At 68.2% G+C, this 14,845-nt stretch carries 15 protein-coding genes; 12 read left to right on the top strand and 3 right to left on the bottom strand.

Annotation, left to right across the window (positions count from 1 at the left end; translation table 11 throughout):
* The first annotated feature begins 7 nt into the window (after positions 1–7).
* Positions 8–1,204, top strand: a complete 1,197-nt coding sequence (locus tag ACFV4K_RS10205) for a hypothetical protein (protein ID WP_379273695.1) — start codon at positions 8–10, stop codon at positions 1,202–1,204.
* A gap of 72 nt (positions 1,205–1,276) precedes the next feature.
* Positions 1,277–1,831 (top strand): NADAR family protein, encoded by a 555-nt coding sequence (locus ACFV4K_RS10200; protein ID WP_379273693.1) that lies wholly within the window; start codon positions 1,277–1,279, stop codon positions 1,829–1,831.
* On the opposite strand, the gene ACFV4K_RS10195 is transcribed toward ACFV4K_RS10200, so the two are convergent.
* Positions 1,808–2,647, bottom strand: a complete 840-nt coding sequence (locus tag ACFV4K_RS10195; RefSeq protein WP_379273691.1) for a M50 family metallopeptidase — start codon at positions 2,645–2,647, stop codon at positions 1,808–1,810. The genes ACFV4K_RS10200 and ACFV4K_RS10195 overlap by 24 nt on opposite strands.
* A gap of 65 nt (positions 2,648–2,712) precedes the next feature.
* Between ACFV4K_RS10195 and ACFV4K_RS10190 the strand changes: the two genes are divergently transcribed.
* The 4 genes from ACFV4K_RS10190 to ACFV4K_RS10175 all read left to right on the top strand — a co-directional run bounded on the left by ACFV4K_RS10190 (position 2,713) and on the right by ACFV4K_RS10175 (position 6,020).
* Positions 2,713–3,255, top strand: a complete 543-nt coding sequence (locus tag ACFV4K_RS10190) for an NUDIX domain-containing protein (protein ID WP_379273689.1) — start codon at positions 2,713–2,715, stop codon at positions 3,253–3,255.
* A 167-nt stretch (positions 3,256–3,422) separates the two neighbouring features.
* The gene (locus ACFV4K_RS10185) at positions 3,423–3,710 is read left to right on the top strand and encodes a hypothetical protein (RefSeq protein ID WP_379273687.1); all 288 of its coding nucleotides are present in this window, start codon (positions 3,423–3,425) and stop codon (positions 3,708–3,710) included.
* A 197-nt stretch (positions 3,711–3,907) separates the two neighbouring features.
* A complete protein-coding gene (locus ACFV4K_RS10180) occupies positions 3,908–4,735 on the top strand; it encodes a helix-turn-helix transcriptional regulator (RefSeq protein WP_379273685.1) in 828 nt (275 codons plus the stop codon).
* Positions 4,736–4,847: 112 nt separating this feature from the next.
* The gene (locus tag ACFV4K_RS10175; RefSeq protein WP_379273683.1) at positions 4,848–6,020 is read left to right on the top strand and encodes an FAD-dependent monooxygenase; all 1,173 of its coding nucleotides are present in this window, start codon (positions 4,848–4,850) and stop codon (positions 6,018–6,020) included.
* Between the two features lie 170 nt (positions 6,021–6,190).
* Here ACFV4K_RS10175 and ACFV4K_RS10170 read toward each other — a convergent pair whose 3' ends face one another.
* Positions 6,191–7,111, bottom strand: coding sequence for a helix-turn-helix domain-containing protein (locus ACFV4K_RS10170; protein ID WP_379273681.1), 921 nt, complete (start codon positions 7,109–7,111; stop codon positions 6,191–6,193).
* A gap of 315 nt (positions 7,112–7,426) precedes the next feature.
* Between ACFV4K_RS10170 and cysD the strand changes: the two genes are divergently transcribed.
* The 5 genes from cysD to ACFV4K_RS10145 are packed head-to-tail and all read left to right on the top strand — an operon-like array spanning position 7,427 to position 13,336.
* Positions 7,427–8,332, top strand: a complete 906-nt coding sequence (gene cysD, locus ACFV4K_RS10165) for a sulfate adenylyltransferase subunit CysD (protein ID WP_379273679.1) — start codon at positions 7,427–7,429, stop codon at positions 8,330–8,332.
* Complete coding sequence (cysC, locus tag ACFV4K_RS10160) at positions 8,332–10,194, top strand: adenylyl-sulfate kinase (RefSeq protein ID WP_379273677.1); 1,863 nt, start codon at positions 8,332–8,334, stop codon at positions 10,192–10,194. Before cysD ends, cysC begins: the two co-directional genes overlap by 1 nt.
* A complete protein-coding gene (locus tag ACFV4K_RS10155; protein WP_379273676.1) occupies positions 10,194–11,390 on the top strand; it encodes a hypothetical protein in 1,197 nt (398 codons plus the stop codon). Before cysC ends, ACFV4K_RS10155 begins: the two co-directional genes overlap by 1 nt.
* On the top strand, positions 11,387–12,184 hold the full coding sequence (locus tag ACFV4K_RS10150; RefSeq protein ID WP_379273674.1) for an SDR family oxidoreductase: 798 nt from the start codon (positions 11,387–11,389) through the stop codon (positions 12,182–12,184). The genes ACFV4K_RS10155 and ACFV4K_RS10150 overlap by 4 nt, the downstream gene beginning before the upstream one ends.
* An 18-nt stretch (positions 12,185–12,202) precedes the next feature.
* Positions 12,203–13,336: a sulfotransferase family protein gene (locus tag ACFV4K_RS10145; RefSeq protein ID WP_379273673.1), complete on the top strand. Its 1,134-nt coding sequence runs from the start codon at positions 12,203–12,205 to the stop codon at positions 13,334–13,336.
* Between the two features lie 70 nt (positions 13,337–13,406).
* Here ACFV4K_RS10145 and ACFV4K_RS10140 read toward each other — a convergent pair whose 3' ends face one another.
* Positions 13,407–13,868 (bottom strand): hypothetical protein, encoded by a 462-nt coding sequence (locus tag ACFV4K_RS10140; protein WP_379273671.1) that lies wholly within the window; start codon positions 13,866–13,868, stop codon positions 13,407–13,409.
* Positions 13,869–14,240: 372 nt separating this feature from the next.
* Here ACFV4K_RS10140 and ACFV4K_RS10135 point away from each other — a divergent pair, with 372 nt between their 5' ends.
* On the top strand, positions 14,241–14,648 hold the full coding sequence (locus tag ACFV4K_RS10135) for a VOC family protein (RefSeq protein ID WP_379273669.1): 408 nt from the start codon (positions 14,241–14,243) through the stop codon (positions 14,646–14,648).
* The last annotated feature ends 197 nt before the right edge of the window (positions 14,649–14,845 follow it).

Genomic DNA, 14,845 nt, shown 5'->3' with positions numbered 1-14,845 from the left:
CCGGCCTATGAGTTTCCTGGGTGGGGTTTTCGGGTCGCCGCGAGATCGGTTCGGCAAGAAGATCTTGGAGCAGGTGCGGGGGTACGAGGTGGTGGAATTCGCGCGGTTCGACCCGGAGGCGTTCGAGATCGCGTGCCGGCTGCGGAACGGGTACGCGGCGACCCTGAAACTGGAGACGCTCTATCGCCGGTTCGGGGGGAAGGTCGGCGCGGAGCTGTTCGCCGTCATCGACAGCATGCTGTTGCCGCCCGCCGCGCGGGAAAGCTGGGAGGAGGTGTCGCCCAAGCTGCGGCCGGTGGTGCGGCGGGCCGGGTACGGGACGGTGCGGGTCGCCGCGGCGGACGGCCGGGACATGGTGCTCACCCGGCCGGCGCTGCCGTATCTGTGCGAGCTGGTGGTGATCGATCTGCCCAGCACCGTGCAATTCGTGACACGGCAGGATCTTTCGCGCTGGGGAGTGGACGAGGAGCAGGTGTACGCGGTCGCGCACGCCAATCTCACCGAACTGGCCATGAGCACCATGACCGCCTTCGACCAGGGGGAGGGCGTGCGGGTGCTGGATTTCACCGACGACGACGGCGAGAACTACGTCGGCTCGCTGCCGCTGGTGGCGGGCTGGCTGGCGGGGGTGGGGGCCCGAACCGGCACCACGCCACTGCTTTTCCTGCCGGGACACCTCGGCATGCTGGTCGTGCTCGGCGCGACGCCCGCGGCCATGCCGCAACTGCTCGCGCTGGCCTCCGAACGGCACGAGGCCGCGCTGCGCCCATTGTCGGCGGTGCCGTACACCGTGGACGGCAACGGTGACCTGACGCCGCTGCGGGTGCCCGAGGATCATCCGGCGTACGCGGAGATCCGGCACGCGCACGCGCAACTCGTGGTCGGCGCGTACCGGTCGCAGACCGAGAATCTGCGCGACGAGGACGACCGCGAGGGCGCGATCATGGAGCTGCTGCTGGTGAGCGCGCCGGACGGCAGCGAGTACACCATGACCTCCTGGACCGACGGCACCACGAATCTGCTGCCCGCCGCGGACTTCATCTGCTTCGTCACCGGCGACGGCGATGTCTTCCGGGTGGCCTGGGACGACGTGTCCGGGCTGGTGCCACTGGAACTCGCCGACGAGTACGACCCGCCGCGCTTCCGGGTCCGGGACCATCCGCCCGCCGAGGTCATGGCCCGACTACGCGCGCTGGCCCGCTGATTCGGGCGGCGCGTCGCCGGTGTGGCGGGATTTCTTCACGACTGTGTCATCTGGGTCGGCTAGGGTCGCGGCGTGGACAGGGCGCAGCTTGCAGCGGATATGGCGGCCGGAGCGAGACCGGAGTTCCTCTTCTTCTGGGGGCACACCCGCACCCCCGGGCACGAGGTCGGCACATGGGTGCTCAGCCAGTGGTGGCCCATCGACCTCACCGTGGACGGCCAGACCTACTCCAGCGCCGAACATTTCATGATGGCCGAGAAGGCCCGCCTGTTCGGCGACGAGGACATGCGCACCCGCATCCTCGCCAGCGACACCCCCGCGGACGCGAAACGCCTGGGCCGCGCCATCTCCGGCTTCGATCAGGACACCTGGGAAGCCCACCGCTTCGACATCGTATTGCGCGGCAGCATCGCCAAATTCGGCCAGCACGACGCGCTCCGGGACTTCCTGCTCGCCACCACCGAGAAGATCCTGGTGGAAGCCGCACCCCGCGACACCATCTGGGGCATCGGCCTCGGCGCCGAGAACCCCGACGCCGGCGACCCGGCCCTGTGGCGCGGCGAGAACCTACTCGGCTTCGCCCTCATGGACGCCCGCGACGCGCTAGCTCCCGCCCGCCAGCTCTGACGCGGCGCCCACGCGCCGCTCGTAGAGTGCGAGCACGGCCTCGACCTGCGGTGTGCGCGGGGCGTTCCCGGCCAGCCAGGCGATGCGGGTGCCGGTGAGCTCCAGCTCGGCGGCCGAGAGATCGGGTTTGGTGAGCGCGATCTCGCACAGTGCCCGGACCGTTCCGGCGGCCCGCTGGAGGGTCTCGTCGGTGGTGGCGGCGGGCCGAGGGTCGGGCGGCGGGGAGCTGCCGAAGTCGATGCGGGTCTGGTCGGACAGCGTCGGCACGGCGTCGGCCGGGACGGTTCCGAAGAGCTGCGCGCCGTCGCTGTAGCTGCCGTCGCGAGTTCGGAACGGCAGCAAGTTGCTCAGCCCGAGCATCGCCGAAAGCACCGTCAACGAAAACCCCACCGGCAGCGGCAGAGCCGCTTGCGCCCAGACCGCGGCGAAGATGCCCGCGGAGATCAGGTTCGCGAGCGGACCCGCGGCAACGGTCAGTCGCCGGCCGCGCGGGCTCGGTCGCACCGACCAGTGCACCCGTCCGCCCGGATAGAGACCCAGCCGCACCGTCACCGAACCGAATTCGAAGCGCAGACCACCGGCGCCGCGCCGCGTTCCGATGCACACGATCAGGGGATACGCGCCGAAAAGTCGTCCTACCGCCAAGTGTCCGAGTTCGTGTATCAGGACTGCCAGCATCAGCGCGCCGTAGTAGTACCAGGGGAACAGCGCCATCAGCGGATGGTCGCGCCAGTAAATCGCCGTGAATCCAGCCGATACGGCGGCCATCGCGGCTACCGCCGCACCCTCGGTCACCTGCTTGCCTCCCACACGCACGGCGGGATAGTAGCCGTGATCTCCGGACTCCGCTGATCTCGGTCCGGATGAGGGAGGATCAGGGCATGGAGACGGTGAGCGGTCGTGAGGTGTATTCGAATCGGTGGATCACGCTGCGGGAGGATGTGGTCCGGCAGGCCGATGGGGAGGAGTCGATCTACGCCTTCATCCGGAAGTCGGACTTCGCGATCGTGATTCCGTGGGACGGGGAGCGGTTCCATCTTGTGGAGCAGTTCCGGTATCCGTTGCAGCGGCGGTGCTGGGAGTTCCCGGGTGGGGCGGTGGCGGGGGAGAGCGATCTGGTCGAGGTGGCCCGGCAGGAGCTGCGGGAGGAGACCGGGTTGCGGGCGGGGTCGTTGACGGTGCTGGGGAAGGTGGCTCCGGCTCCGGCGACCAGTACGCATTACGGGACGGTGGTGCTGGCGACCGAGCTGACCGAGGGGCCGCACGAGCGGGAGCCGTCGGAGGCGGACATGGAGTCGGGGTGGTTCACCCGCGACGAGTTCGAGGACCTGGTCCGCACGGGGGCGATCGTGGACGCGCAGACCGTTGCCGCGTATTCGCTTCTGCTGCTGCACGAGAAGACGAGCGGGCGTCCAGTCGTATAGACGGTTTATTACGTCCGAAAGCGGAAGATCCGCTGAAAGTGGATCCCGGTGGCCCTTGCGGCGTGACGCGGGCGGCGTTCAATGGTCGTCGCGGTCCACGCCTGGAAGGGCTGGGGGTTTGGTCATGGATCGTATTGGTGCACTCCGTGATACGAAGAAGTGATCCTATGTTCGGAAGAACTCCCGCGGCCGCGCTGGCGGCCGTGCTGGTGACGGCGCCACTGGTGACGGGCCTGGCCGCGGCCCAGGCCGCGCCGGCGACCACTCCGGTGGCGAGCCCGGTCGCCGCCCGCCACGACGATCAGGGCTCGGACCGCGACGGCGGCGGCGATCTGGGCGACGCCTGGTTCATCCACCACTGCAAGCAACTCCACGAATGGTGGCAGCCGCGCTGTATGCGTGATCGCAACGATATGTGGCACCGTGGCGACCAGCCGTCGACGGGCAGCTGGTAGCGCTCACCAGGCGAGCCGCGCGTACTCCTCAGCTACCCCACACGTGGCCCCAGAAAGTGCCTCTCGTAGCCGATGCCCTTGTTGGCTTCGGTGATGAATGCTGTTTCGCTCATGTGAAAAGCTGCGCGCGGCAGCGGATTCCGCGGGAGAACCGGTTTGTACCACCCGGGACGGGAATACCGGCCCACACTGGAGCCATGGCTGACCGTAGCGAGCTCGCGGCCTTTCTCAAGGCCAGGCGCAACCGGCTGACACCCACCGATGTCGGACTGCCCCTGGGCCTGAACCGCCGCGCGCCCGGCCTGCGGCGTCAGGAGGTGGCGCAGCTGGCCGGGATCTCGGTGGACTACTACATCCGGATGGAGCAGGCGCGCGGGGCGAAACCCTCGCGGCAGGTGCTGGCGGCGATCGGCCGCGCGCTCATGCTGACCGTCGACGAACGCGAATACCTGTTCCGGATCGCGGGGGAGGCGCCGCCGGTGGTGGCGGGGCCGAACAAGACGGTGCCGCAGTCGGTCCGGACCATTCTCGACGCGCTCGCCGCCCCGGCCTACGTGGTGGACGCCACCTACGAGGTGCTCGCCTGGAACCGGGCCGCGACGCCGTTCGTCGGCGATCTCGACGCCGTGCCCGGCCAGGAGCGCAATGTGATCCGCTGGATGTTCCGGGAGGCCGTCGACCACCCGCAGTGGGCCGAGGCCGACACCCGCGACTTCGCCCGCGCCCTCATCGCCGACCTGCGCGCGGCCTACGCCCGCTACCCGGGGCATCCGGCGCTCGCCGTGCTGGTCACCGAATTGCTGGGCACCTCACCGCGTTTCGCCGACATGTGGGGCGCGCATGACGTGGAGGTACGCCGCACCCACCGCAACCGCATCCGCCATCCGGAGTTGGGCCCGCTGGATTTCCAGTGCCAGGTGCTGCACATCTCCGACACCGATCAGCGGGTGATCGTCTACTGCGCGACCCCGCACAGCCGCACAGCGGGAGTCTTCCAGTCCCTGGCCGCGGCGACCGACCGCTGAAAAGTTGCCAACAATCGTTGGCCAACAACTGTTGACATCGTGCTGACCGGGTCGTACCGTCTAATTCAACAGACGTTGGCCAACAAGCGTTGGCAGAGATTCGGGAGTTGTCATGAACGCAGTGCCCGCCACCGCCCAGGTCGTCATCGTGGGTGCCGGTCCCGCCGGCATGACCGCCGGAATCGCGCTCGCCGACGCGGGCGTGGACGTGGTGCTGCTCGATCGGCTCGCCGAGGGTGCCAATACCTCGCGTGCCGTGGTGGTGCACGCTCGCACGCTGGAGGTGCTCGAGGAGTTCGGGGTCACCGAGCGGCTGCTGGAGCAGGGGCTCGTGGTGCCGAACTTCGTCATGCGCGACGGCGACCGGACGCTGGCCCGCGTCTCCTTCGCGGGGCTGCCCACCGAACACCCCTACACCGTCATGCTCGGTCAGGAATCCACCGAGGCGATCCTGCTGGCGCGGCTGGAGAAGGCGGGCGCGCAGGTGGTCCGGCACGCCGAGGTCACCGGGCTCAGCCAGGACGCGGACGGCGTCACCGTCGACTTCACCGATGCCGACGGCGTCGCGAATTCCGTTCGCGCGGACTGGGTCATCGGCGCGGACGGCATGCACAGCAAGGTGCGGGAAGCGGCCGGCATCGGCTTCACCGGCGCCACCTATCCCGAATCCTTCGTCCTCGCCGACGTCCGCATGACCTGGCCCGAGCCGCGTGACGAAGTCTGCCTGCAACTCTCGCCCGAGGGTGTCACGGTCATCGCCCCGCTGCCGGACGCGCGGCCCGACCGCTTCCGCATCGTCGCCACCGTCGCCGAAGCGCCCGAGCATCAGGACCTCGCCTACGTGCAGGGCCTGGTGGACGCCCGTCGCCCAGGCGCCCACGCGAAGGTCGAGGAGATCGTCTGGAGCTCACGCTTCCGTGTCCACCACCGCGTCGCCGACCACTACCGCGCGGGCCGCATCCTGCTGGCGGGCGACGCCGCGCACGTCCACAGCCCCGCGGGTGGTCAGGGCATGAACACCGGCATCCAGGACGCGGTCGTCCTCGGCCGCCTGCTGGCGGCCGTGGTCGCGGGCGCCCCCGCCTCGCTCCTCGACGACTACGAGATGACCCGCCGCCCGGTGGCTCTGGGCGTCGTCGCCTTCACCGACCGGGTCACCCGCATGGCCACCCTCCGCGCCCGCCCCGCCCGCATGATCCGAAACCTGGTGATCAGCACCCTCGCCCGCATCCCCGCGTTCCGCTACAAGCTGGCCTTCCAGCTCGCCGAACTGGCGAATCGCTGACGTCGCAGTCTGATTCGACGGCCCGCATCGACCCGGTGCGGGCCGTCTTGCGATTGTGCGAGGAGATCTGCGGCCCGCGCGAGTCGTCACAGCGCGGCGACGTAGTCTGCGGCGCGGCGACGCCGCGCACTGCGCTATGACCCGGCTCCGGCCGCGGTGGCCCGCGGGTGTCAGCTACGTAGAGAGGCCGTGACGGTGTCGGCGGCGGCGATGGTGGCGGCGGCCAGGTCGCCGAGACCCGCGGCGGAGAGATTGGTATCGGGGCAGGCGACGATGGAGGCGATGACGGGGCCGTCGGGGGAGAAGATGGGGGCTGCTACGGACACGACGGCGTTCTGGTCGCCCAGTTCGTCGGGTAGGTAGTCGATGGTGATGAGGTCGGCGATCATGGCGCTGAGCCGGTGGCGCAGGGGATCGGTGACGGGCGAATGACGTAGGGCGCCCAGGGCTTCCAGCATCGGGGCGGAGTCGTCGGCCAGGCGTTCGACGGAGTAGCCGCGGGTGGCGATGGCGTCGAGGACGGCGGCGAGGCGGTCGCGGTGGGCCGGGTCGGCGGCGGCGAGCCAGGCGGCGCGCTCGGATTCGGGCGCCCAGGCGACGAATTCGCGGCAGACCGGCGGGGCGAACGGCATGCGGCGGGCCGGGCGGATCCAGGGGGCGGAGGGGGTACCCAGGACTTCGGTGATGACGATCGTGTCCGGGGCGGCGTCCGCCTTGGCGGCGGCGCGGGAGCCGCTCTGGAATTCGCGTTCGGCGAGAAAGACCGGCACGCCGGCGTCGGCGGCGAGGGTGTGCATCGCGCCGAGGGCGAGGCTGCGGACCGGGAAGGCGGTGTCGGCGCGGCGGGCCACGGCGAGCAGGCCCAGACCGAGGCTGTAGTTGCCCTCGGGGTCGCGGACGGTCCAGGCGTCGGCGCACAGCTGGGTGAGCACGGCGTGCGCGGTGGCGCGGGACATGCCGGTGGCGCGGACGATCGCCGCCAGCGACAGGCGCTCGCCGGAATGGCGGGACAGCAGTTCGATCGCCTGCACGACGCGGTGGGTCGGGGGCGACGCGCAGGGTTCGGTCACCGTCGCGGGGGTGGAAGCCACTGGTGCGGTGGTGGATTCAGGCAACTCGATTCCTGCATGTGTCGGTCCCGCGGTACGGGAGGGGCGCGCGGAAATCGTATCGGTCGGTGTATCGGTCACTCGCGGCGGAGTGATCCTGACCGGGCCGGGCCCGGCGGTGGTGAGGGCCGAGTCCGGTGATGACGGTGCGCGCCAATTCGGGCGTGGGTATTGACCGTCGCCCGGTACCGACTTATCGTCGGTGTCACATTATCGAACAATAGCGTCGAATATTCGACACCGCAAGGGTTGGCAAGAACCCGACCGGTTCGACAGACGCGGCGAATGGGACGAGAGATGCGCACGGGATATGAGCTGTCGCACCTGAACGCCTTGGAGGCGGAATCGGTGCACATCATTCGGGAGGTGGCGGCCACCTTCGAGCGGCCGGTGCTGTTGTTCTCCGGTGGCAAGGACTCGGCGGTCATGCTGGAACTGGCGCGGCGGGCGTTCTGGCCCGCGCCGCTGCCGTTCGCCCTGCTGCACATCGACACCGGGCGCAACTTCGACGAGGTCATCGACTTCCGGGATCGCACGGCGGCGCGGCTGGGCGCTCAGCTGCTGGTCGGCAAGGTGCAGGACGATATCGACGCGGGCCGGGTCACCGAGCGCCCGGGCGAGACCCGCAACCGGCTGCAGACCGCCACCCTGCTGCGCAGCATCCGCGAGCACCGCTTCGACGCGGTCTTCGGCGGGGCGCGGCGCGACGAGGAGAAGGCGCGCGCCAAGGAGCGGGTGTTCAGCTTCCGCGACGAATACGGCGCGTGGGATCCACGCGCGCAGCGGCCGGAGGTGTGGAACCTCTACAACGGGCGGCATCAGAAGGGTGAGCACATTCGCGTGTTCCCGCTGTCCAACTGGACCGAGCTCGACATCTGGGAGTACATCGACCAGGCCGAGGTGGAACTGCCGTCGCTGTACTACGCGCACCGCCGCACCGTGGTGGAGCGCGATGGAATGCTGCTGGCGGAGAACCGATTCCTGGAGTTCGGCGCGGACGAGCGGCGATTCGAGGCGACCGTCCGGTTCCGCACCCTCGGCGACGCCGACTGCACGGGCTGCGTGGAATCCGGCGCGTCCAACCCGGTCGAGGTGATCGCCGAGACCGCGACCACCCGCCTGACCGAGCGCGGCGCCACCCGCGCCGACGACCGGATCTCCGAGTCCGGCATGGAAGATCGCAAGCGAGAGGGCTACTTCTGATGCGCCGCAACCTGTTACGGATCGCCACCGCCGGCAGTGTGGACGACGGCAAGTCGACCCTCATCGGGCGGCTGCTGTTCGACTCCAAGAGCCTGTTCAGCGATCAGCTCGACGCCATCGAGCGCGCCAGCCTCTCGCGCGGCGGCGACGGGCCCGACCTGTCGCTGGTCACCGACGGCCTGCGCGCCGAGCGCGAGCAGGGCATCACCATCGATGTCGCCTACCGCTACTTCACGACGCCGCGACGCAAGTTCATCATCGCCGACACACCCGGGCACGTGCAGTACACCCGGAACATGGTGACCGGCGCGTCCACCGCGGACCTGGCGCTGATCCTGGTCGACGCGCGCAAGGGCGTCTCCGAGCAGACCCGCCGCCACGCCTTCCTGTCCTCGCTGCTGGGCGTCGGGCACCTGGTGTTGTGCGTGAACAAGATGGACCTGGTCGACTGGTCCGAGCAGCGGTTCGAGGAGATCCGTTCGGAATTCGCGGATTTCGCCACCAAGCTCGATGTCGGCGACCTCAGCTTCGTGCCGGTGTCGGCGCTGCACGGCGACAATGTGGTGGACGCCTCCGAGCACACCGCGGGCTGGTATCCGGGGCCGCCGCTGCTGCGGCACCTGGAGGAAGTGCACGTCGCCTCCGACCGCAACCTGATCGACAACCGGCTGCCGGTGCAGTACGTGATCCGGCCGCACGGGGAGAGTCAGCGCAGTTACGCGGGCACCGTCGCGGGCGGCATCTTCAAGCCCGGCGACGAGGTCGTGGTGCTGCCCTCGGGACGCACCAGCCACGTCAACCAGATCTGGGGGCCGGGCGGCGGCAAGGTGGACGAGGCGTTCACCGGCATGGCGGTCTCGCTCACCCTCGACGACGAGATCGACATCGGCCGTGGCGATATGCTCGCCCGGCCCGGTAACCAGCCGCACACCGATCGGGAACTCGACGCCATGGTGTGCTGGTTCTCCGACGACACCGAACTGCGCGCGGGCGCCTCGTACTCGATCCGGACCGCCACCCAGACCTCCAAGGTCGAGGTGACCGACCTGGACTACCGGCTCGACGTGAACACCCTGCACCGGCAGACCGACGCGGAAACGCTGGGGCTCAACGACATCGGGCGGCTCACCCTGAAGAGCCGGCAGGCGCTGCTGTTCGATCCCTACCGCGAGAACCGGGCCACCGGCAGCTTCATCCTCATCGACGAGACCACTAACCAGACGGTGGCCGCGGGCATGATCACCGGACGCTCCACGGGCGCGCCGAAGATCGGGCACAAGGCCTCGAACGTGGTGTGGCACAGCTCCGCCGTGGAGCGCGGGCAGCGGCTCAGCACCGGCGCGACCGTGTGGCTGACCGGGCTGTCGGGCTCCGGGAAATCCACCATCGCAGTCGAACTGGAGCGGCAGCTCATCGCCTCCGGGCAGCCCGCCTACCTGCTCGACGGCGACAATCTGCGGCACGGGCTGAACAAGAATCTCGGCTTCACCGACGAGGACCGCCGCGAGAACATCCGCCGCGTGTCCGAGGTAGCGGCGCTGTTCGCCGACGCGGGCGTGGTCGCCATCGTCTCCCTGATCAGCCCCTTCCGCGCCGAACGCCGTGAAGCGCGGAAACTGCACGACGCCAAGCATCTTCCGTTCCGGGAGATCTTCGTCGACACACCCCTGGAAGAGTGTGAGCTACGGGACCCGAAGGGCCTGTACCGGAAGGCCCGCGCCGGGGAACTGCCCGAATTCACCGGTGTCAGCTCGCCGTACGAGCGGCCGGAATTCGCCGACCTCACCATCACCCCCTCGGACGGGACGCCGGCCGAGATCGCCCATCGAATTCGAGAGACACTAGGGATCGCTGACAGCTGATGACAGACAACGACAAGGCCGAACAGCCACTCACGGAACCGTTCCTGGCGGCCGTCGCGGAGGCCGAGAAGCTCATCGCCGGTGCGGATTTCATCCGCGACCCGCACGACCTGGCCGAAGGATACGACTATCTGCAGGCCGGTATCGCCGCGGTGCTGCAATTGTCCCGGGCGCACGGCACCTCGCACCCGTACCTGGTCACCGCGACCGGGCCCTACACCAAGATGGGCCTGGATAATCCGGACACGCTGTACTACAGCGCCAATATCGAGCCGGGTGCGGAATACCTGCTCACCGGTGTGCGCGGCAGCACGGTCGACCTGAGTTTCCAGGTGCTCAAGGGCGATTACACCGCCTCCGATGTGCCCAACGGCGACGACGCGTTCGACGACCGGCGGCTGGAGATCAATGCGGACGGCAGCTACCAGTTGCGTTTCGGGCCGCCCAAGGAGAACCCGGAGCCGAACTACTTCGTGCTCGCCGAGGGCGCGTCCATGCTGGCCGTGCGCGAGGTGTACGGCGACTGGAACTCCGAGCGCAAGGGCACCATTCGCATCGAGCGGGTGGACACCATCGGCACCGCGCCGGTCGAAGCCGGCGTGGAACAGCTGCGCAAGCGGTACCGGGCGGCCGGGCGCATGCTGCTGACCCGGGTACACACCTGGTTCAACTTCCCGAAGTGGTTCTACCTGAACCTGCCGGTCAATACGCTGACCGAACCGCGGCTCACGCCGGGCGGGCTGAGCACCCAGTACTCCTCGGTCGGGCACTTCGAGCTCGAGGACGACCAAGCGCTCATCATCACCGTGCCGAAATCCGATGCGCCGTACCAGGGATTCCAGCTGGGCAGCCGCTGGTACATCTCCCTCGACTACGTCAACCACCAGACCTCGCTGAATCACCGGCAGGCGCAGGTGGATCCGGACGGGATGATCCGGATGGTCGTGTCGGCGCGGAATCCGGGCGTCGCCAACTGGATCGAGACCACCGGGCGCAAGCTCGGCATCCTCCAGTTCCGCTGGCAGCGGGTCTCGCGGCCGATGACGCCCGAGGACGGGCCGACCATCGAACTGGTGCCGTTCGACAAAGTGGCGGAACGCCTGCCGCACCATGAACTGAATCGAATCGACGAGGCCGGATGGCGTGAGCGGATCGCCGCACGCCAGCGCGCCTTCGCGGAAAGGATGCTGGGATGAGCCGTCTGAAGACCGGTCTGCTGGACGGCAAGGTCGTCGTGGTCAGCGGAATCGGGCCCGGTCTGGGCCGTTCCATCGCGTTGGAGGCGGCGGCAGCCGGAGCCAAGGTCGTGCTGGCGGCGCGCACCGAATCCAAGCTGAAGGAGGTCGCGGACGAGATCGCGGCCGAGGGCGGCGCGGAAACCCTGTGCGTGCCCACCGATATCACCGATGAGGCGACCGTCGAGAACCTCGCCAAGCAGACCCTCGAGACGTTCGGCCGGGTCGACGCGCTGGTGAACAACGCGTTCAAGGTGCCGTCGATGAAGCCGCTGGCGCGCACCGACTTCGAGCAGATCCGCGAGAGCGTGGACCTGACCGTGCTCGGCAATCTGCGCATGACGCAGGCGTTCACGCCCGGGCTGGCCGAGACCAAGGGATCGATCGTCATGGTCAACTCCATGGTGCTGCGGCACAGCGAGCCCCGCTACGGCAGCTACAAGATCGCCAAGGCGGCGCTGCTGGCCATGTCGCAGACCCTGGCGACCGAGCTGGGGGAGAAGGGCATTCGTGTCAACAGCGTGCTGCCCGGCTACATCTGGACCGACCAGCTGAAGTGGTATTTCGCGGAGATCGCCAAGAAGTACGGCATCACCGAGGAGCAGGTCTACCAGCAGACCGCGTCCAAGTCCGACCTGAAGCGGCTGCCGCTGCCCGACGAGATCGCGCAGACCATCGTCTACCTGATGTCGCCGTTCGCGAACGCCGTCACCGGGCAGACCATCGACGTCAACTGCGGCGAATACCACGTCTGAGCAAGGAGTTTCATCACCATGACCGGACGTACCAACGTCGGCACCGTCGAGGACCTGCACGCCTCGGCCACCAAGGTCTGCGGGCTCACCGACTTCGGGTCCGACGACCACCACGAGGCGCTGGGCGTGCTGCTGGATTCCTACCAGCGCGATGCCGGGCTCACCGAGATCGGCTCCAAGATGAGCCGCTACTTCCTGCGCGGCGCGCTCGTCGCCCGCGCGCTGAGCGAAGCCAGCTGGAAGGCGAACCCCGGGTACACCGAAACCAAGGTCACCCGGCCGATTTTCGTCACCGGCCTGCCCCGCACCGGCACCACCGCCCTGCACCGCCTGCTCGCCGCGGACCCGCAGCACCAGGCCCTGGAAATGTGGCTCGCCGACTTCCCGCAGCCGCGGCCGCCCCGTGACACCTGGGCCGAGAACCCCGTCTACCAGGCCGTCGACAAGGGCTTCGCCCAGCACCGGATCGAGAATCCGGAATTCATGGGCGTGCACTACATGACCGCGGCCGAGGTGGAGGAGTGCTGGCAGCTGCTGCGCCAGACGGTGAAATCCATCTCCTACGAATCGCTGGCCTACCTGCCGACGTATTCGGAATGGCTGCGCAAGCAGGACTGGACCGACGCCTACACCCGGCACAAGCAGAACCTGCAGCTCATCGGGCTCGGCGACGAACGGCGCTGGGTTCTCAAGAACCCCAGCCACTTGTTCGCCCTGGACGCGCTGATGAAGGTGTACCCCGACGCGCTGATCATCCAGACGCACCGCGATCCGGTCACCATCGTCGGCTCCTCGTGCAGTCTGTCCGAGCAGGCGACCGCGGGCTGGTCCACCACCTTCGTGGGCGAGAAGATCGGTTCGTCCCAGCTGGAACTGTGGTCGCGCGGCCTGCGTGAATTCAATGCCGCACGCGCCCGCTACAACCCGGATCAGTTCCTGGACATCGAATTCGACGAACTGCGCGCGGACCCGTTCGCCACCGTCGAGAAGATCTACTCGAAGTTCGGGCTGGACTACACCGACTCGGCGCGGTCCTCCATGACCGCCCTCGACGAGGAGAGCAAGTCCGGCGACCGCAAACCGGTCCACAAGTACTCGCTCGCCGACTACGGCCTCACCGAAGACCAGGTCCGAGCCGAATTCGAGCTCTGAGATTCGGCAGAACCGCAGGCCGGACGCGCTGTCGTGTCCAGCCTGCGGTGTCTCGGAGGCCGACGGTGGCCTAGCCGCTGCCGGAGTTGAGGAAGCGTTCCAGCGGACTGCAACCGCTGGGTTGGGCGGGCGCGGCGGGGACGGTTCCCGCGGGTGCGGCCAGCACGTCGACCTCGAACGTCTTGGTGGTCCGGCTGTCGGCGGCGGTGAGGACGTGATGGCCCGCCGTCGATGGAACCCAGTTCAGTTTTGCGACCAAATTGATGGAATCGACATTGTTGACCGGCCTCGACCGCATGCCGCCGATGCACTGACCGTTGTCGGACAAGGTCACCCACGCTGTCGTCGGCGCGGTCGTGGAGACCAGCTCGTAGGAGCCTCCGACGTAATAGGTTTGACCGGTGGGGTAGATAGCGAGCGTGTGGACATCGGCGGACGCGGTGGGCGCGCCGACTGCGACAACGGCCATGATGGCGGCCAGTCCTGTTGTGCCCCAGCCGATTCTGCGGCCGAGGTGGATACGCGTGCTCATTGTTCTCCTGATGCGAGTCCCGAGGTCCGGGTCGCCGAACGCTACCGTTCGAAACGAGTGAAACGTGGCGATTTCGGTATCAGGATCTGCCCCGAATTACCGGGGGTTGCCACCCCGCACTCAGCTCTTGCGGCGCAGGGTGCGGTCGTAATCCTCGAACCGCGACTTGCGATCACCGACGATGCGCGGCCTCGATGACGTCGGCGGCCTCCCGACCGAGGACGTCCCGCACCTGCCACACTGGCGGGAAACGGGCAAGATCATCCGCGCTCCGGCGGCCCGACCCACCGAAAGATCCAGCCCGACAACGGAACTTCGGCCCGCGGGTGGCGGCAGTTACGGACCTTGCTGACGCGTCCTAGGCTCGCTGGGATGCATCTGGAGTTGATCACGATCATTGTCGAGAAGTACGACCCGGCCATCGAGTTCTTCGTCGAGACGCTCGGTTTCGATCTGGTAGAGGACTCGCCATCTCTGACCAACGACGGACGGCCCAAACGGTGGGTTGTTGTTCGTCCCCCGGGCGCGACCACCGGCATCCTTCTCGCACAGGCGGACGGAGACAGGCAACGCGGCGCAGTTGGAGAGCAGGTCGCGGGGCGGGTCGGTTTCTTTCTCCGGATCGAGGATTTCTCTGGGGAGTACAGCCGATTGGTCAATGCCGGCGTGAAGTTCGTAACCGAGCCGCGCACAGAGCCATACGGGCAGGTTGCGGTCTTCCTCGACATCGCGGGAAACCGGTGGGATCTGCTCGGGCCGCCCGAACCGGCTGCGGCTTGACACCAGAGCCCACATGACATTCGGTGGGGGCGCAGCCAGTCATCAAATGGCCTGGGCCCGTTGATCTTCCAGATAGCTCGGTGGTCACCGGTTGCAGGTCCACACACCCTGCCAGGCTCCGGGAACGAGTACGAACGTCGCCATGATGGACTGCCCTTCGATGAGTACCGAGTCCGCACGTCAGCGCTGAAGCAGGA

Source organism: Nocardia sp. NPDC059764 (assembly GCF_042732555.1).
GTDB lineage: Bacteria > Actinomycetota > Actinomycetes > Mycobacteriales > Mycobacteriaceae > Nocardia.
The sequence above is the reverse complement of the archived record's forward strand: the minus strand, read 5'-3'. Positions and strand labels throughout refer to the sequence as shown.